The following is a 17,760-nucleotide window of genomic DNA, read 5'->3' as shown; positions in this document are numbered from 1 at the left end:
GACCCCTCATCTATTTCTCTGAGTCCGGCAGCCGCCGCGCGCGGCACCCGACTCACAAAAACGAAGGATGGGGATTGGGAAAGGAACACTTTTCCTTCCCCAACCTTGCTTCCACCCCGGGAGGACAACGACGATGCGCCCGACGCGCCGCCACCTGCTCGCCGCCCCGCTGCTGCTCGCCGCGCCCGCGCTGCGGGCGCGGGAAGCCTTCCCCAGCCGCCCCATCACCATCATCGCCGCCGGCGCCGCGGGCGGGCCGACCGACACCATCACCCGCATTGTCGCCGACAGCATGGGACGGCAGCTCGACCAGCCGGTGGTGGTCGAGAGCATCGGCGGCTCCGTCGTCGGGCCGCAGCGCATGGTGCAGTCGAAGCCGGACGGCTACACGCTGCTGATCAACAACATCGGCATGGCGGCCAGCGCCACGCTGTTCCGCAAGCTGCCCTACGACGTCCCCGGCAGCTTCGCCCCGCTCGGCCTGGTGTCCGACGCGGCGATGACCATCGTGACCCGTCCCGGCTTCCCGGCGGAGAACCTGGCCGGCGTCATGGCCGACCTGAAGGCCCGCGGCGACGCGGTGAACATGGCGACGGCTGGGCTGGGCTCGGCGGCCAATCTCTGCGCCCTGCTGGTGCAGCAGGCCGCCGGCAACCGCGCTACCATCGTGGTCTTCCGCGGCACCGCGCCGGCGATCGCGGAACTCATGGCCGGGCGCATCGACCTGCTCTGCGATCAGGCGACCAACACCATCCCCTATATCCGCGACAACCGGGTGCAGGCCTGGGGGTGAGCAGCCCGCAGCGACTGCCCGGCCTGCCCGATACCCCGACCACCGCGGAAGCCGGCTTCAGCGGCGTGGCGATGAGCACCTGGCACGGGCTCTATGCCCCGGCAGGCACGCCGGAGCCGATCCAGGAGAAGCTCTCGGCCGCCCTGCAGGGCGCGTTACGAGACGAGAATGCGCCAGCGCTATGCCGAGCTGCTGACCGACGTTCCCAGCGCCGAACGCCAGACCATCGCCTTCCACCGCCGCTTCCTGGCCGAGGAGGTGGCGCGCTGGCGGCCCATCATCCAGGCCGCCGGCGCCTATGCGAGACTGAACCATCGGGGACGGATTCGGTTACTCCGGCATTGTCAGTTTGGGGGTCCCTTCGAGGGCGAGCCCTGCCGGAGCCCTTGCCATGCCGATCCGTCACCGCTTCGCTGCCCTTGCTGTCCTCCTGTCCCTGGCCGGTCCGGCCTTCGCGCAGCAGGCGCAGCAGGAGCGCGCCGACCCGGCCTGGCTGACCGCAGACCAGGTCCGCACCGTGCTGCGCGCCCGCGGCTATACCGAGATCGGCGGCCTGCAGCGGGAAGGCGACAGCTACAAGGTCACCGACGCCACCCGCTATGGCGAGAAGGTGCCCGAGATCCGGATCGACGCGCTGACCGGCCTGCCGCGCGAGATGCCGCCGCTGACCGAGGGCCAGGCCCGCAGCCTGCTGCTGGAACGCGGCTATACCGGGGTGGAGGAGATGGGCCGCGACGGCGAGCTGATCCGCCTGCGCGCCCGGCAGGGCGACACGCCGGTGGAGCTGCGGGTGAATGCCCGCACCGGCGCGCTGGTCCGCTGACCCGGCATGGCTGAACCCGGCGTAACCTGCTGACCGGGCAGGCATTCAGCCGGCCATCAGCACAGCCGACGCGCAGGGTTTTCCCGCCCGGGCGGCTGTCGCCCCTTCGCTCCGTGGCATGGTTGCTGCAAGCTGCAGGGCAGGAGGGCTCGCGATTGCGCGAAACTACGGCCACCAGACCCGTCAGCACCCCGGCGGGGCAGGTCCTGCCTTTGCGGCTGGCGCTGACCGGCATCGTCAAGCACTACGGCGCCATGCTGGCCAATGACGATGTGGCGCTGGGCGTTGCCCCGGGCGAGATCCATGCCCTGCTCGGCGAGAACGGCGCTGGCAAGTCCACCCTGATGAAAATCGTCTATGGGGTCGTCGCGCCCGATGCCGGCGAGATCGCCTGGGAAGGCCGGCCGGTGCGGATCGCCGATCCCAATGCCGCCCGTGCCCTCGGCATCGGCATGGTCTTCCAGCATTTCTCGCTGTTCGAGACGCTGACGGTGGCGGAGAACATCGCCCTCGGTCTCGGCAGCAAGCAGGGCCTCGGCGTGCTCGGCGCCGAGATCCGTCAGATGGCCGCGCAATATGGGCTGTCGGTCGAGCCCGACCGGCATGTCCATCACCTGAGCGTCGGCGAGCGGCAGCGGGTCGAGATCCTGCGCTGCCTGCTGCAGCGGCCGAAGCTGTTGATCATGGACGAGCCGACCAGCGTGCTGACGCCGCGGGAGGCCGACGGGCTCTTCGCCATGCTGCGCCGCCTGGCCGCCGAGGGCTGCTCGGTGCTCTATATCAGCCACAAGCTCGAGGAGATCCGCGCGCTCTGCACCGCGGCGACGGTGCTGCGGGCCGGCCGGGTGGTGGCGCGCTGCGACCCGCGGATCGAGACCGCCGAATCGCTGGCCGAGATGATGATGGGCGGCGCCCTCGCCCGCACCCATCGCCCAGCCGCCCATGCCGCGGGCGCGCCCTGCCTGGTGGTGGACCGCCTGACCCTGCCCGCCGCCGAGCCCTTCGGCACCACCCTACGCGACATCGCCTTGGAACTCCGGGCCGGCGAGGTCCTCGGCATCGCCGGCGTCGCCGGCAACGGGCAGAAGGAGCTGCTGGCGGCGCTGGCGGGGGAACGCCGCGCGGCGCCCGGCGCCGTGCTGCTGGACGGCAGGCCGATCGGCGCGCTGGGCCCGGCCGAACGCCGCGCGCGCGGACTCGCCTTCATCCCGGAGGAGAGGCTGGGCCGCGGCGCCGTCGCGGAATACACCCTGGCGGAAAATGCGCTGCTGACGCGGGTGGATGCGGTCACCGCGCCGCGCGGCCTGCTGGACCTGAAGGCGGTGAACGCACTGGCAGCGCGGCTGATCGGCCGCTTCGGCGTGCGGTGTTCGGGGCATCGGCGCGCAGGGGCGCAGTCTCTCGGGCGGCAACATGCAGAAATTCATCGCCGGGCGGGAGATCGATGCCGGCCCGCGCGTCCTGCTGGCGGCGCACCCGACCTGGGGAGTCGATATCGGCGCCGCGCTGGCGATCCGCCAGGACCTGATGGATCTGGCTGCCGCCGGCGCCGGGGTGTTGGTGGTGAGCGAGGATCTGGACGAGCTGCTGGAGATCGCCGACCGGATCGCGGTGCTGAGCGGCGGGAGGCTGTTCCCGCCCATGCCGGTGGCGGAGGCGACGATCGAGCGGATCGGCCTGCTGATGGGCGGCGCGGAACGGGGGCCATGCGCCTGCGGCTTGAGGGCGAGGCCGGAGCCGTCCCGCGCCATGCTCTGGCTCTCGCCGGTGCTGGCGGCGCTGCTGGCGGCCCTCGGCGGCGGCTTGGTCTTCGCCCTGCTGGGCTACGACCCGCTGGTCGCGCTGGCGACGCTGTTCCTGGCGCCGCTCTCGACGCTCGACGGGCTGACCGAGTTGGGGCTGAAGGCGACGCCGCTGCTGTTGTGTGCCATCGGCATCGCGGTGGGGGTGCGCGCCAATGTCTGGAACATCGGTGCCGAGGGGCAGCTGACCATGGGCGCCATCGCCGGCGGCGGCGTCGCGCTCGCCTTCGGCGGCGAGGGGCATTGGTGGGTGCTGCCGCTGATGCTGCTGGCCGGCGCGGCGGGTGGCGCCGCCTGGGCCGCGATCCCGGCGCTGCTGAAGACCCGCTTCAACGCGCATGAGATCCTGACGACCTTGATGCTGAGCTACGTCGCCGTGCAGTTCCTCGGCTGGCTGGTGCATGGCCCCTGGATCGACCCCGAGGGGTTCAACTTCCCGCAGACGCGGATGTTCGACGACGACGCGCTGCTGCCGGTGCTGGTCGAAGGATCCCGGCTCAATGCCGGCTTCCTGCTGGCGCTGCTGGCGGTGCCGCTGGCCTGGCTGCTGCTGCGCCGCACGGTCACCGGCTTCCGCCTGCGCACGGTGGGGCAGGCGCCGGAGGCGGCGCGCTATGCCGGCTTCTCCGCCACTGGCGCGGTCTGGTTCAGCCTGGTGCTGTCGGGCGCCCTGGCCGGGCTGGCCGGGGTGCTGGAGGCGGCCGGGCCGGTCGGCCAGCTGCAGCCGGTGATGTCGCCGGGCTATGGCTTCGCCGCCATCATCGTCGCCTTCATGGGACGGCTGCATCCCTTCGGCATTCTCGGCGCCTCGCTGCTCATGGCGCTGCTCTACCTGGGCGGGGAGCAGCTGCAGGTCTCCATGCAGCTGCCGATCGCCGCGACCGGGACCATCCAGGGCATGTTGCTGTTTTTCCTGCTGGGCACCGACGTCTTCATCGACCAGCGCCTGGTCGTGGTCCGGGACGCCCGGCATGCCTGACGCCTTCGCCCTGGTTGCCCTGCTGGTGGCGACGCTGCGCGCCGCGACGCCGCTGCTGCTGGCCGGGTTCGGGGAGCTGGTGGCGGAGCGCGCCGGGGTGCTGAACCTTGGCGTCGAGGGGATGATGCTGGTCGGCGCCGCGGCCGGCTTCATCGCCACCGCCGCTACCGGCAGCCCTTTGCTGGGGCTTGTCGTGGCGGCGCTGGCGGGGCGCTGATGGCGCTGCTCTTCGGCGTCCTGACGCTGACCTTGCGAGGCCAACCAGGTCGCCTGCGGCCTCGCCTTGACCATCTTCGGCGTCGGTCTCTCGGCGCTGATCGGCCTGCCTTACCAGGGCACGCCGATCACCGGGCTGGCCACGGTGATCTGGCCGGACCTCGATGCCGCCAGCCCCATGGCGCAGCAATTCATGCTGCTGGACCCCGTGGTCTGGCTGGCGCTGGCGGCGCCCGTCCTGGTCTGGGCCTTCCTCTACCGGACGCGGCGCGGGCTGGTGGTGCGGGCGGTGGGCGAGAGCCACGACGTCGCCCATGCGCTCGGCTATTCGGTGCTGCGGGTGCGCTATGCCGCGGTGCTGTTCGGCGGAGCGATGGCGGGCACGGCCGGCGCCTATCTCAGCCTGGTCTACACCCCGATGTGGACCGAGAATATGGTGGCCGGGCGCGGCTGGATCGCGCTCGCGCTGGTGGTCTTCTCCGCCTGGAAGCCGGCCTGGCTGGCGATCGGCGCCGTGCTCTTCGGCTTCGTCACCATTGCGCAGTTCCACGCCGGCGCCTTCGGCCTCGATGTCTCGCCGCATTTGCTGTCGATGCTGCCCTACCTCGCCACCGTGGTGGTGCTGGTGCTGATCTCCCGCGACGCGACGCGGCTCAAGCTCAATGCCCCTGCGGCGCTGGGCAAGCCCTTCGGCGCTGCCGGCTGACCCCCGAAACCTGCAATGGGACCCCCTGGATGAGCATCTTCCGTCGTTCGCTGCTAGCCGCGCCGCTGGCGCTGCTGGCCGTTGCCACGGGCCGCCGCGCCGCCGCGGCCGATCCCTACAAGGTCGGCTTCGTCTATGTCTCGCCCATCGGCGATGCCGGCTGGACCTTCCAGCACGAGATGGGCCGCCGCGCCGTGGACGCCGCGCTCGGCGCCGCCGTCAAGACCAGCTATGTCGAGAACGTGCCCGAGGGCGCCGATGCGGAGCGTGTTATCCGCCGCCTGGCGCAGGACGGCAACCAGCTGATCTTCACGACCTCCTTCGGCTACATGAACCCGACCGAGAAGGTGGCGAAGGCCTTCCCGAAGCTGAAATTCGAGCACGCGACCGGCTACAAGCGCGGCCCCAACCTGGCGACCTATTCCGGCCGCTACTACGAGCCGCGCTACCTCACCGGCATCATCGCCGGCCGCCTGTCGAAGACCGGGGTCATCGGCTATGTCGCCGCCTTCCCGATCCCGGAAGTGATCCAGGGCATCAACGCGGTGCTGCTCGGCGCCCGCAGCGTGAACCCGAACGCGACGATTAAGGTGATCTTCACCAGCAACTGGTTCGACCCGGGCAAGGAGCGCGCGGCGGCCGACACGCTGGTGGCGCAGGGCGCCGACTACCTGACGCAGCACACCGACAGCACCGCGGTGGTGCAGGCGGCCGAGGAGAAGGGCGTGTGGTGCAGCGGCTATGACAGCGACATGCTGAAATACGGCCCGAAGACCCACACCACCGCGGTCGAGATGCACTGGGACGACTACTACATCGACCGGGTGAAGCAGGCGATCGCCGGCACCTGGACCAGCGGCGATGTCTGGGGCGGCATGGCGAGCGGGATGGTCAAGCTGTCGCGCTTCAACCCCGCTTTGCCGCCGGCGCTGGTGGCCGAGGTTGGCGCCAAGACCGAGGAGATCAAGTCCGGCAAGCTGGTGGTCTTCGCCGGCCCGCTGAAGGACCAGGCGGGCGCGGTGAAGGTGCCGGCCGGCAAGGCGATGACGGATGCCGAGATCCTGTCGATGAACTGGTTCGTCGAGGGCGTGCAGGGGAAGGTCTGACAGGAAGTAAGGCCGGGGGAGAAGGTATTCTCCCCCGGACCCCCTCATCTATTTTTGTGAGTCGGCATTCGCCGCGCGGCGGGTGGCAAGCCCACAAAAAGCAAAGGTGGGGTTTGGGGAGGAAATGCTTTTTCCTCCCCAACCTTCCTTGCCTTCTATCCCCGCAGCACCTCCAGCGCCTGCGACGTATAGAACCCCCGCGCCACGCGATGCGTGCGCGCGGTGCGCCAGCCCTGGAAGGCCGGGTCGGCCTCGATCCGCTGGCGCAGCTTATGCTCCGCCACCGGGACGATGGCCGGCGACCGGTCGCCGCGCGGCACCAGCCGGCCGACTGCGAGGAAGGCCTGCAGGAAGGCGCTGCTCGGGGCAAAGGTGAAGAGCATCAGATCCCCGGTGCGCGCGGCCATGCCCGCCAGCACCCGTACCACATCGGCCGGCTTGTAGTGGATCAGGCTGTCCATCCCGACCACGTGGTCGAAATGCCCCCAGGCGGCGTCGAACATGTCGCCGACGCGGAAGTCGATCCGCCCGTCGCCATGGTCGTGCCCGATACGGTCCTGCGCCAGCGCCACCAGCTGCGGCGAGAGGTCGACGGCGACCACATGCGCGCCGCGTCGCGCCGCCTCGATCGCCAGCGCCCCGGTGCCGCAGCCGGCATCGAGGATGCGCCGCCCCGTCAGGTCCGCAGGCAGCCAGTCAAGCAGGGTCGCGCGCATGGTGTCGCGCCCGGCCCGCACGGTGGCGCGGATGCCGCTGACCGGAGCGTCCGAGGTCAGCCGCTTCCAGGCCTCGACCGCGGTGCGGTCGAAATAGGTCTCCAGCTGCTGGCGGCGATCCGCATAGGTGGCGGTCGGCATCGTCTCTCCTCCGGCCGGGGCCAGATGCGTTGCGGCGGCAAGTCATGCCCACGGCCCGGCGGCCGTGGACGATCGCTATCCTCAGGCGGCGGCGACGCCTTCCAGCCTGTCTTCCAATTCCTCGCCCGCCCGCCGCAGCCGGTCGAGCACCGAGGCATCGGGCGACCAGTAGTTGCGCTCCTGCGCCTCGATCAGCCGGTTGGCGATCTTGGCCGAGGCGGTGGGGTTCAGCTTCGCCATGCGGTCCCGCATCTCCGGGTCCAGCACGAAGGTCTCGGCCAGCTTCTCGTAGACCCAGGGGGCGACGTCGCCGGTGGTGGCCGACCAGCCCATGGTGTTGGTCACATGCGCCTCGATCTCGCGCACGCCCTCGAAGCCGTGCTTCAGCAGGGCCTCGTACCATTTGGGGTTCAGCGCCCGGGTCCGGGTCTCCAGCGCCACCTGCTCGGAGATGGTGCGGACCACGCCGTCGCCGCGGGTCTGGTCGCCGATATAGACGGCGCTCGCGGTGCCGCCGCGGGCCCGCCGCACCGCGCGGCTGATGCCGCCCAGCGTGTCGAAGTAGTGGTCGACCGTCGTCACCCCGACCTCGATGCTGTCGAGGTTTTGGTAGGTCACCTCGACCGTCGCCAGCACCGCGTTCAGCACCGCGTCGGACCGCGCCGGCTTGCCGTCCACGCCATAGGCGAAACCCTTGCGCTTCACGAAGGCCTCGGCCAGCTCGTCCTCGTCGTTCCAGGCGCCTTCGCCGACCAGCGCGTTGACGTTCGAGCCATAGGTGCCGTCGGCATTGCAGAAGACCCGCAGCGCCGCCTGCTCGATGCTGCCGCCATGCTGGGCCATATGCGCCAGCGCATGGGCGCGGAGGAAATTCTTGCTCGACGGGTTCGTCGGCCGAAGCCGCCAGCAGCGCTGCTTCCGCCAGCAGCTTCATCTGCAGCGGCAGCAGGTCGCGGAAGATGCCGGACAGCGTCACCACCACGTCGATCCGCGGTCGGCCGAGCTCGGCCAGAGGCAGCAGCGCCGCCCCTGCCAAGCGGCCATAGCTGTCGTAGCGCGGCGCCGCGCCCATCAGCGCCAGCACCTGGGCGATCGGCCCGCCCTCGGTCTTCAGGTTGTCGGTGCCCCAGAGCACCATCGCCACCGTCTCCGGCAGCCCGTTGCCGTCTGCCGCATGGCGTTCCAGCAGCCGCTGCGCCTGGCGGGCGCCGTCCTGCACTGCGAAGGCGCTGGGCAGCTTGAAGGGGTCGAAGCCGTGCAGGTTCCGCCCCGTCGGCAGCACGTCCATGCTGCGCAGCAGGTCGCCGCCCGGCGCGGGCCGGATGTAGCGGCCATCGAGCGCGCGCAGGATGCCCGGCAGCTCGTAATCGGTGCCGAGCAGCGCATCGAACTTGGCGCGCTCCGCCACGTCGGTCACGCCGGCGGCGTCCAGCATCTCCGCCCTCTGCTCGGGATTCGGCGGCTCGCCGACCACGTGCAGCCCGTGCGGGATCAGCGTGTATTCCAGCTCCAGCAGCGCGCGCCCGAGCCTGTCGATCTCGGCCGTCGCAGTGTCGCCCCAGACCGGCTCGGCACTCGCCAGGTTGACCTCGGTTGCCTGCGCCTGGATCAGCCCGGACAGCGCGGCGCGCTGGCCGATATCGGCGTCCGGCTCCAGCCCGCGCCAGCGGTCGATGCTGGCCTTCAGGTCGAGCAGCCCGCGATAGAGGCCGGCCGAGGCCACCGGCGGCGTCAGGTAGCTGACCAGCGTCGCCCCGGCGCGGCGCTTGGCGATCATCCCCTCGGACGGGTTGTTCGAGGCATAGAGATAGAAGTTCGGCAGGTCGCCGATCAGCCTATCCGGCCAGCACTGGCCGGACATGCCGGCCTGCTTGCCCGGCATGAATTCCAGCGCGCCATGGGTGCCGAAATGGAGAACGGCATGGGCGCCGAAATCCTCCCGGATCCAGCGGTAGAAGGCGGTGAAGGCATGGGTCGGGGCGAAGCCGTGCTCGAAGAGCAGGCGCATCGGGTCGCCCTCATAGCCCATGCCCGGCTGCACGCCGACGAAGACGTTGCCGAGCTGCACGCCGAGCACGAAGATGTCGCGCCCATCGGTCAGCTGCCGGCCCGGCGCCGGGCCCCAGGCGGATTCGATCTCGGCCAGCCAAGGCGTGCGGCGGAGCTGGTCGTCGGCGCCGATGCGGGCGGCGACATTGGCCGTGGTGCCGTGCCGTTCGCGGTTGCCGTCGATGACCATCCCGCGCAGCGCGTCGACGCTCTCCGGCACCTCCACCGTATAGCCGGCGTCGCGCATCGCCCGCAGCGTGTTGAGCAGGGAGGCGAAGACGCCGAGATAGGCGGCCGTGCCCGTCGTGCCGGCATTGGGCGGGAAGTTGAACAGCACGGTCGCCACCTTGCGCGTGGCCCGCTCGCTCCGCCTCAGCGCCACCAGTTTGGCGACGCGCGCCGCCAGCATCGCCGCGCGCTCGGGGTGCGGCACCATGTCGCGGGCGCAGTTCACGCCGTCGCAGCCGGGACAGCGCTCGGTAGGCTGGTCCGAGGCGCCGCAGCGCCCGCCGAAGGTCATCGGCCAGACCCCGCCATCGAGCTCGGGGATGGCGACCATCATGGTCGCCTCGACCGGCAGCAAGCCGCGCTTGTCGGCGCTCCATTGCCGCATGGTCTGGAATTCGAGCGGGTGCGCCGTGACATAGGGCACGTCGAGCGCCGCGAGCGCCTCCTCGGCGGCATGCGCGTCGTTGTAGGCGGGGCCGCCGACCAGGGAGAATCCGGTCAGCGAGACCACCGCATCCACCTGCGCACCCCGTCCCGCATGAAGAAGCGTTCCATGGCGGGCCGGGCATCGAGGCCGGAGGCGAAGGCAGGGACGACGTTCAGCCCCTGCGCCTCCAGCGCCGCGATCATCCCGTCGTAGTGCCTGGCATTGTTCGCCAGCACATAGGCGCGCAGCAGCAGCAGCCCGACCGTGCCGCGGCTGCCGGGGCGCGGCAGGGCCGCGACATCCTCCCCGATCCGCTCCTTGGCGCGCGGGTGGTACAGGCCGCATTCCGGATACTCGATCGGCGGTGCCACCTTCAGCGTGCCGGCCAGCGCCCGCCGCGGCCCCGCGGCGTAGCGGTTGACCAGCAGGGCGACCATATTGGCCAGGTTGTCGGCCGATCCCGCCAGCCAATAGGACAGCGTCAGGAAATAGGCCCGCAGGTCCTGCGCCGTGCCGGGGATGAAGCGCAGCAGCTTCGGCAGCTCCCGCAGCATCTTCATCTGGCCCTTGCCGCTGGCGGCCGCCCCCTTGGGCTTGCCGCGCAGCCGCTTGAGCAGGCCGACGATCCCCTTGCCTCCCCGGCCATGCTGAACTTGCCGAGCCGGGTCAGCCGCATGACCTCGGGTGCCGAGAGGCAGCAGACCAGCGCGTCGCAATGGTCCCGCCGTGCCGCCAGCGCCGGCTCGACCAGTCGGATATGGTCCTCCAGGAACAGCATGCCGGCGATGATGATGTCGGCCCGGCCGATATCCTCGAGGCAGGCGGCCAGGGCGGTGGGGTCGGTGGCGAATTCGTCGGCGGCGTGCAGCACCAGCTCCAGCCCGGGGAGGCTGCGGCGCAATTGGCTGCGGGCGGCGGTGACGGCCCCGCCGAAATGGCTGTCCATGGTGACGATGGCGACCCTGACTGGGGTGCTCATGGCCAAAAGCCCTCGTCCCCACCTGCGCGGCGCATGCCGGTCGCCTTCACGGACTTCCCCTCGAACAGGCCTGTGTCAGGCATTTTGGACCGGGTGCGCGAAGTGTCAATCTAAACTGACGTCCAACCTTGTTGACGGTTGGTGGCGCCCTGGCGCCCAGCCCCATGCCGAATGGATAAGCCCCGGATTTATTTGTCCGTGCCCGATGCAATGGCGATCCGGTCGGGCCATGTCTTCCCGGTAACAGACCAGCGTCAGTAAAGCCGCAAGTCCCCGCGGTCGCCCCGAACCCAAGGACTCCGCCGTGACCAGCCGGATACGCCGCGAGACCCTGGTTTTCAGCCGCCCCTTCCGCCTGCGCGGCTGGAAGGAGGCCCATCCGGCCGGGACCTATGCGCTGGAGACGGAGGAAGAACTGATCGACGGCCTGTCCTTCACCGCCTATCGCCGGGTCGGCACCACCCTGACGCGGGAAGCGACCCCGGGTGGCCATTGCCGGCAGGTGATCCCGGTGGAACTGGCCGACCTGGATGCAGCGTTGGCGGCCGAGCGGGCGCTGGCCGGCGCGCCGCCCGCCACCCCGCAAGCCTGACAAGACCGAGGAGGCCAGCATGGCCAAGGGTCAGAAACGCAGCACCCGCGAGGCCAAGAAGCCGAAGGCCAGCGTCAAGAAGCCGGCCGCGGCCAGCACCGCCTCGCCCTTCTCCCAGCCGCCCAGCCCGCCGCGCAAGCCGGCGCGGGAGGCCTGATTTGGTCCGCCTCCTGCGACTGCTGTTCGGCCGCCGGCGCTACGAGCGCCGCTGGGGCCGGGTCGCCGCCGCCGCGGTGGCCGCCGCCGACCGGGCGACGGCCGAGCTGAACCGGACTAATCCGAGTCGGGCCGGCCGCGCATCCGCTTGACGTCGCCGCGCTTCGCCTTGCCTTCCAGCCGGCGGGTCTTCGACCCGAGCGTCGGCTTGGTCGGGCGGCGCGGCGGGGGCGGCGGCACCGCGGCCTCCCGGATCAGCTCCAGCAGGCGTTCCAGCGCATCCTCCCGGTTGCGGGCCTGGGTCCGGTGGCGCTGGGCGGTGATGACCAGCACGCCGTCCCCGGTGATCCGCCGCCCGCCGAGCCGCAGCAGCCGCTGCCGCACCGGCTCCGGCAGGTTCGGGCTGCGGGCCACGTCGAAGCGCAGCTGGACCGCGGTCTCCACCTTCTGGATGTTCTGCCCGCCGGCGCCGGAAGCGCGCAGGAAGTCCTCCTGCAACTCCGCGTCCTCGATGCTGATGCGCGGCGTGACCCGGATCAGCATGGCGGCAGCAGAACCCCGGACGGCTGCTCGTCCTTCAATGCCACTCCGGTCTCGCCCAGCCGCCGCGCCGCGCCGGTCAGCCAAGCCAGCTTCTCCGCCGCCTGCATGGGCGAAAGCCCGCCGGGCCGGATGTTGGAGATGCAGTTGCGCTCCGCATCGGCCCGCCCCGGGCGGGGATTCCAGGTGAGATAGATGCCGAGGCTGTCGAGCGCGGTCAGGCCCGGCCGCTCGCCGATCAGCACCGCGACCATGGCGGCGCCCATCGCCCCGCCGATCTCGTCGCCGAGCGCGACGCGGGCCTGGTCGGCCACCACGATCGGCGCGATCTCCAGCCCCGAACGGCGCAGCAGCGGCAGGGCAGCGGCGATCAGCGCCGGGGCCCGGGCCTGCACGCCGGTGGCGCAGAGCCCATCCGCCACCACGAAAAGGAAGGCGCCCGGCGCGGCCGGCAGCCGGTCCCGGTCCGCTGCCCGCAGCCTTCGGCCGAGATCGGGGCGCAGCAGGTAGCTGCGGCGATCCGGCGCCTGGCTGGCAATCCGCACCACCGGCAGGCCGAGCGGCGCCAGCGCGGCCTCGAGCGCCGCGGCGTCGAGGCTTGAATGCACCGCATCCCGTGCCTGGGCATGGGCTTCCTGGAAATCCAGGTGCGCCGCGGTCGGCAGGCCATGGCCGGCGCGGCCGAGCGCGACCCGGGCCGTGGTGAAGCGGCGCAGCTCCGCCCAGCGGGTCGGGGCGCTCATGCCAGACCCACCAGGGCCGGCGCCATGCGGCTTGGCAACTCGCCGGCGCCGCTCGCCGCCTCGATCCCCATGGACTCCATCCAGGCCTCGAATTCCGGCGCCGGGCGGCGGCCGAGCGCGGCGCGGAGGTAGAGGCCGTCATGGAAGGAAGTGGACTGGTAGGCCAGCATCACGTCATCCGCGCCCGGTACGCCCATGATGTAGGTGACGCCGGCGACGCCCAGCAGGGTCAGCAGCGCGTCCATGTCGTCCTGGTCGGCTTCGGCATGGTTGGTGTAGCAGACATCCACCCCCATCGGCAGGCCGAGCAGCTTGCCGCAGAAATGGTCCTCGAGCCCCGCCCGGGTGATCTGCTTGCCGTCGAACAGGTATTCCGGGCCGATGAAGCCGACGACGCTGTTGACCAGCAGCGGATGGAATTCCCGTGCCACGGCATAGGCGCGGGCCTCGATCGTCTGCTGGTCGCAGCCGTGATGCGCCTCGGCCGAGAGCGCGCTGCCCTGGCCGGTCTCGAAATACATCACGTTGTCGCCGATGGTGCCGCGGTTCAGCGACAGCGCGGCGTCCCGCGCCTCCCGCAGCAGGGCGAGGGAGACGCCGAAGCTGCGGTTCACCCCTCGGTCCCGCCGATCGATTGGAAGACGAGATCGACCGGTGCGCCACGCTCGATTGCCAGCAGGCTGGTGGTGACATGCGCCAGCACGCAGGACTGGGTCGGGATGGCGTAGCGGTCCCGCACCGCGTCCAGCAGCTTCCAGCACCCGCACCGTCGTGTCGATGTTGTCGCTGGCGGGATTGACGCCGATGACGGCATCGCCGGCGCCGAGCAGCAGCCCGTCGAGGATGGCGGCGGCCACGCCGCGCGGGTCGTCCACCGGGTCGTTCGGCTGCAGCCGGATCGACAGCCGTCCAGGCAGGCCGAGCGTGTTGCGGAAGCGGGTGGTGACGCGGCACTTCGCGGCGATCGCCACCAGGTCCTGCAGCCGGCAGATCTTGCTGACCGCGGCCACCATCTCCGGCGTCAGGCCGGGCGCGAGGGCCGAGAGGTCGCCCGGCGCGGCCAGCAGCCAGTCGCGGAAGCCGCCGACGGTCAGGTGGGCGATGGGAGCGAAGGCGGCGGCATCGTGCCGGTCGAGGGTCAGCCGCGTGACCTCGGTCCGCCTCGTAGGGGATCACCACCTCGTTCAGGAAGTGCCGCAGCGGCAGGTCGGCCAGGGCGCGCTGGGCCGCGACACGCTGTTGCGCGCTTTCGGCGGCGACGCCGGCGAGCACGTCGCCCGAGCGCAGCGGCGTGGCCCGGGCCAGCAGGGTGCGCAGGTCCGGGAAGACATGGCGCGTGCCGCCCACCACCTGCGCAAAGCCCATCCATCCTCTCCACCCGCGACAGGCCGTTCAGTAGCACGGGACTCGGCCGCCGCGGCACCCATGGGCGCTTGACGGGTCCCGCCGCGGCGGACCAGCCTGGACCCAAGGCCCGCGAGGCCAGGAGGATCCGCGCATGCATGATCGCCCCAACCCTTGGCTGCCGAGCGTTTCGGCATGACCGCGCTGCCGACCGCCCGGCCGGAGGAGGTGGGGCTCTCCGCCGCGCGGCTGCGGGCGATGGGCACGGTGCTGGAGGAACGCATCGCCGCCGGCCACCTGCCGGGCGCCGTGGTGCTGGTCGCGCGCCGGGGCCAGGTCGCGTGGCAGGAGGCCTATGGCCGGCGCGACCCGGCCGGCGGCGCGCCGATGCGGACGGACACGATCTTCCGCATCTATTCCATGACCAAGCCGCTGGTCTCGGTCGGCGTCATGATGCTGGTGGAGGAAGGCCGGCTGCTGCTGGGCGAGCCGATCAGCAAGTACCTGCCGGAGCTTGCCGAGATGCAGGTGGCGGCGACGGGCGGCGGCACGATGCCGGCCGCCGCACCCATCACCATCCAGGACCTGCTGCGGCATACCTCAGGCCTCACCTACGAATTCCGCGGCAATGGCCCGGTGCAGCAGGCCTATGCCGCGGCCGGCATCGCCCGACGCGAGCAGAGCAATGCCGACCAGGTCGCGACGCTCGGCCGCCTGCCGCTGCTGCACCAGCCGGGCACGCGCTGGGAATACAGCCGCTCGACCGACGTGCTGGGGCGGCTGATCGAGGTGGTGTCCGGCCAGTCGCTCGGCGCCTTCCTGCAGGCGCGGATCTGCGGCCCGCTCGGCATGGTCGATACCGGCTTTCACGTCCCGCCGGCTGAGCAAGGGCGGTTGGCCGAGGGCTTCGCCACGGACCCCGATACCGGCGCGGCGGCGATGACCCTGCTGGAGGTGCGCGAGCCGCCGAGCTTCGAATCCGGCGGCGGCGGCATGGTCGGCACCGCGGCCGACTACCTGCGCTTCGCGCAGATGCTGGCGGACGGTGGACAGTACCAGGGCACGCGGCTGCTCTCGCGCAAGACGGTGGAGCTGATGGCCAGCGACCACCTGGGCGGCATCCCGGGGGCCGGCGACATCCTGCCGCTCGGCCACGGCTTCGGCCTGGGCTTTGCGGTGCGGAAGGATCGCGGCGTTGCCACCGCGCCCGGCTCGGTCGGCAGCTTCTTCTGGAGCGGCATGGCCGGCACCTTCTTCTGGATCGACCCGGCGGAGCGGCTGACCGCGGTCTTCATGATGCAGGGCGTCGGGCAGCGTGAGTACTACCGCAACCTGATCCGCAACCTGGTCTATGCGGCGATCGCCGATTGACGCGGTCCGATGACCGAAACGCCGCAGGGCATGGAGGTCTGAATCGGCCCGCCGGAGGACATGTCATGCGCTGGACGGTAGGCAAGGTCACCATCACCAAGGTGGTGGAGCTCGAGATGGCGGGCGGCAGCAAATTCTGCTGCCGCAGGCGACCCCCGAGGCGGTGCGGGAGATCGATTGGCTGGTTCCTCACTTTGCCGACGAGGCCGGCCGGCTGCGGATGAGCATCCATGCGCTGATCATCGAGACGCCGAACCGGCGCATTCTGGTCGATACCTGCCTCGGCAACGACAAGCAGGGCCGGCGCATCCCGCACTGGAACGCGCGGCAGGGCACCTTCCTCGAGGATCTGGCGGCGGCGGGCTATCCGGCCGAGAGCATCGACACCGTGCTCTGCACCCATCTGCACGTGGATCATGTCGGCTGGAACACGCGGCTGCAGGACGGGCGCTGGGTGCCGACCTTCCCCAAGGCGCGCTACGTCTTCGGCGCCCGCGAATATGCCCATTGGTCGAGCCCGGACTCCGGCGAGGAGCCGCAGCGCGCGGTATTCGCCGACAGCGTGCAGCCGATCATCGAGGCCGGCCTGGCCGAGCTGGTCGAGGCCGACCACCAGCTCTGCCCCGAGGTGCGGCTGGTGCCGAGCTTCGGCCATACGCCGGGGCATGTCAGCGTGCTGATCACCTCGGAGGGCGAGGAGGCGCTGATCACCGGCGACATCGCCCACCACCCCTGCCAGCTGGCGCGGCCGCACTGGAGCTCGACCGCGGACAGCGACCCGGTCCAGGCGGTAGCGACGCGGCATGCGGTCTTCGGCGGCCTGGCCGGGAAACCCGTGCTGGTCATCGGCACGCATTTCGCCGGGCCGAGCGCCGGGCGCGTCACGCGGGACGGGGAGGGTTACCGGCTGCTGGTCTGCTGGTAGGCGAGGAAGCAAGGCCAGGGAGGAGGTATCCTCCCTGGACCCACCTCTATTTTTCTGAGTCTGGCACTCGCCGCGCGGCGGCTGGGGAGGGAATACCTGTTTCCCTCCCCAATCTTCAGGCGTGCACGTGCATCGGCGATCTGCCGCCGAAATAGGTCCGCTCCAGCCGGTGCGGCAGATGCGGCTCGTCCGCCCGCGCCTCCAGCGCGATATTCCCCTGCACCATGGCATAGACCCGGTCGGACACGGCCAGAGCCTTCTCGATCAAGCTGCTCGACCAGCAGCACCGATGTGCCCTTGGCCCGCAGCGCGCTGACGACGCCGAGCACGCGGTCCACCAGCACCGGCGAGAGGCCCGCCGAAGGCTCGTCCAGCATGATCAGCCGCGGCCGCCGCACCAGTCCCTGCGCGACCACCAGCATCTGCTGCTGCCCACCGCTGAGCGCGCCGCCGCGGTCGCCCCGCTTCGCCGCGATCTCGGGGAAGTATTCCAGCGCCTCCTCGATCCGCTGCGCGCCGCTCGCCGCGGGGCAGGTCGTAGCCGGCCAGCAGCAGGTTGTCGGCCACCGAGATCTGGGTGAAGACCCGGTGCCCCTCGATGACGTGCACGAGGCCAGCGCGCGCGGCTTCCCGCGGCCCGGCGCCGCGCATGTCCTGGCCGGCGAAACGGACCGTGCCCGCCGCCACTGGCAGCAGGCCCGACATGGCCCGCAGCAGCGTGGTCTTGCCGGCGCCGTTCGGGCCGAGCAGCGCGACGACCTCGCCCGCCGCGATGCGCAGCGAGACGCCGTGCAGCACGGCGATCTTGCCGTAGCCGGCCTCCAGGCCCTGCACGTCGAGAAGGGGTTCACCCGCCGAGATAGGCACTGACGACCTCCTTGTGGCTGCGGATCTCGTCGGGCGTGCCGGCGGCCAGCACCTTGCCGAGGTTGAGGACGGTTATGCGGTCGCAGATCTCGAAGATCAGGTCGGCATGGTGCTCGACCAGGAGCACGCCGGTGCCCTGCCGGCTGACCGCGCGGATCAGCTGGTCTAGCCGCTTGATCTCGTCGGTCGAGAGGCCCGCGGCGGGCTCGTCCAGCATCAGGAAGGCCGGGCGCAGCATCAGCGCCCGGGCGATCTCC

The 17,760-nt window shown here is 71.1% G+C and carries 13 protein-coding genes and 6 pseudogenes; 10 read left to right on the top strand and 9 right to left on the bottom strand.

Features of this window, described 5'->3' with window-relative positions; all coding sequences use genetic code 11:
* Positions 1-67 precede the first annotated feature (67 nt).
* From ACQ86J_RS15870 to ACQ86J_RS15845, 6 genes and pseudogenes are all read left to right on the top strand, one after another.
* Positions 68-1,290, top strand: a pseudogene (locus tag ACQ86J_RS15870) (tripartite tricarboxylate transporter substrate-binding protein).
* Positions 1,185-1,616, top strand: a complete 432-nt coding sequence (locus tag ACQ86J_RS15865; RefSeq protein ID WP_431271858.1) for a PepSY domain-containing protein — start codon at positions 1,185-1,187, stop codon at positions 1,614-1,616. Before ACQ86J_RS15870 ends, ACQ86J_RS15865 begins: the two are co-directional and overlap by 106 nt.
* A gap of 254 nt (positions 1,617-1,870) precedes the next feature.
* Positions 1,871-2,851: pseudogene (locus ACQ86J_RS15860) on the top strand (ABC transporter ATP-binding protein); the annotation flags it as partial.
* 178 nt (positions 2,852-3,029) lie between these two features.
* Complete coding sequence (locus ACQ86J_RS15855; RefSeq protein WP_431271857.1) at positions 3,030-4,397, top strand: ABC transporter permease subunit; 1,368 nt, start codon at positions 3,030-3,032, stop codon at positions 4,395-4,397.
* Positions 4,390-5,319, top strand: a pseudogene (locus ACQ86J_RS15850) (ABC transporter permease). The gene ACQ86J_RS15855 and the pseudogene ACQ86J_RS15850 overlap by 8 nt, the downstream one beginning before the upstream one ends.
* Before the next feature lie 29 nt (positions 5,320-5,348).
* Complete coding sequence (locus ACQ86J_RS15845) at positions 5,349-6,425, top strand: BMP family ABC transporter substrate-binding protein (RefSeq protein WP_431271856.1); 1,077 nt, start codon at positions 5,349-5,351, stop codon at positions 6,423-6,425.
* Positions 6,426-6,580: 155 nt separating this feature from the next.
* Here the strand turns inward: ACQ86J_RS15845 and bchM are convergent, their stop codons facing one another.
* The 3 genes and pseudogenes from bchM to ACQ86J_RS15830 form a co-directional block, all read right to left on the bottom strand.
* On the bottom strand, positions 6,581-7,282 hold the full coding sequence (bchM, locus tag ACQ86J_RS15840; RefSeq protein ID WP_431271855.1) for a magnesium protoporphyrin IX methyltransferase: 702 nt from the start codon (positions 7,280-7,282) through the stop codon (positions 6,581-6,583).
* Positions 7,283-7,363: 81 nt separating this feature from the next.
* Positions 7,364-8,125, bottom strand: a complete 762-nt coding sequence (locus ACQ86J_RS15835) for a cobaltochelatase subunit CobN (protein ID WP_431271854.1) — start codon at positions 8,123-8,125, stop codon at positions 7,364-7,366.
* 106 nt (positions 8,126-8,231) lie between these two features.
* Positions 8,232-10,932 (bottom strand): annotated as a pseudogene (locus tag ACQ86J_RS15830) (DUF3479 domain-containing protein); the annotation flags it as partial.
* A 337-nt stretch (positions 10,933-11,269) separates the two neighbouring features.
* Here ACQ86J_RS15830 and ACQ86J_RS15825 point away from each other — a divergent pair.
* Together ACQ86J_RS15825 and ACQ86J_RS15820 are read left to right on the top strand one after the other, a co-directional pair.
* On the top strand, positions 11,270-11,557 hold the full coding sequence (locus tag ACQ86J_RS15825) for a hypothetical protein (RefSeq protein WP_431271853.1): 288 nt from the start codon (positions 11,270-11,272) through the stop codon (positions 11,555-11,557).
* Positions 11,558-11,576: 19 nt separating this feature from the next.
* Positions 11,577-11,714, top strand: coding sequence for a hypothetical protein (locus ACQ86J_RS15820; RefSeq protein WP_431271852.1), 138 nt, complete (start codon positions 11,577-11,579; stop codon positions 11,712-11,714).
* Positions 11,715-11,830: 116 nt separating this feature from the next.
* Here the strand turns inward: ACQ86J_RS15820 and arfB are convergent, their stop codons facing one another.
* From arfB to ACQ86J_RS15805, 3 genes and pseudogenes are all read right to left on the bottom strand, one after another.
* Complete coding sequence (gene arfB / locus ACQ86J_RS15815) at positions 11,831-12,256, bottom strand: alternative ribosome rescue aminoacyl-tRNA hydrolase ArfB (protein WP_431271851.1); 426 nt, start codon at positions 12,254-12,256, stop codon at positions 11,831-11,833.
* The gene (eutC, locus tag ACQ86J_RS15810) at positions 12,250-12,996 is read right to left on the bottom strand and encodes an ethanolamine ammonia-lyase subunit EutC (protein ID WP_431271850.1); all 747 of its coding nucleotides are present in this window, start codon (positions 12,994-12,996) and stop codon (positions 12,250-12,252) included. The genes arfB and eutC overlap by 7 nt, the downstream gene beginning before the upstream one ends.
* A pseudogene (locus ACQ86J_RS15805) lies at positions 12,993-14,361 on the bottom strand (ethanolamine ammonia-lyase subunit EutB). The gene eutC and the pseudogene ACQ86J_RS15805 overlap by 4 nt, the downstream one beginning before the upstream one ends.
* Before the next feature lie 174 nt (positions 14,362-14,535).
* On the opposite strand from ACQ86J_RS15805, the gene ACQ86J_RS15800 reads away from it, so the two are divergent.
* Positions 14,536-15,711, top strand: coding sequence for a serine hydrolase domain-containing protein (locus tag ACQ86J_RS15800; protein ID WP_431271849.1), 1,176 nt, complete (start codon positions 14,536-14,538; stop codon positions 15,709-15,711).
* 163 nt (positions 15,712-15,874) lie between these two features.
* Positions 15,875-16,636 (top strand): MBL fold metallo-hydrolase, encoded by a 762-nt coding sequence (locus tag ACQ86J_RS15795; RefSeq protein ID WP_431271848.1) that lies wholly within the window; start codon positions 15,875-15,877, stop codon positions 16,634-16,636.
* A 115-nt stretch (positions 16,637-16,751) separates the two neighbouring features.
* On the opposite strand, the gene ACQ86J_RS15790 is transcribed toward ACQ86J_RS15795, so the two are convergent.
* From ACQ86J_RS15790 to ACQ86J_RS15780, 3 genes and pseudogenes are all read right to left on the bottom strand, one after another.
* Positions 16,752-16,904: a hypothetical protein gene (locus ACQ86J_RS15790; RefSeq protein ID WP_431272840.1), complete on the bottom strand. Its 153-nt coding sequence runs from the start codon at positions 16,902-16,904 to the stop codon at positions 16,752-16,754.
* Positions 16,905-17,055: 151 nt separating this feature from the next.
* A pseudogene (locus ACQ86J_RS15785) lies at positions 17,056-17,434 on the bottom strand (ATP-binding cassette domain-containing protein); the annotation flags it as partial.
* A 49-nt stretch (positions 17,435-17,483) separates the two neighbouring features.
* Positions 17,484-17,720 (bottom strand): hypothetical protein, encoded by a 237-nt coding sequence (locus tag ACQ86J_RS15780; protein WP_431272421.1) that lies wholly within the window; start codon positions 17,718-17,720, stop codon positions 17,484-17,486.
* Positions 17,721-17,760 lie beyond the last annotated feature (40 nt).

Source organism: Dankookia sp. P2 (assembly GCF_050632255.1).
Taxonomy (GTDB): Bacteria; Pseudomonadota; Alphaproteobacteria; order Acetobacterales; family Acetobacteraceae; genus Paracraurococcus.
Note: the sequence above shows the minus strand (reverse complement) of the source record. Positions and strands in the feature narration are given on the sequence as shown.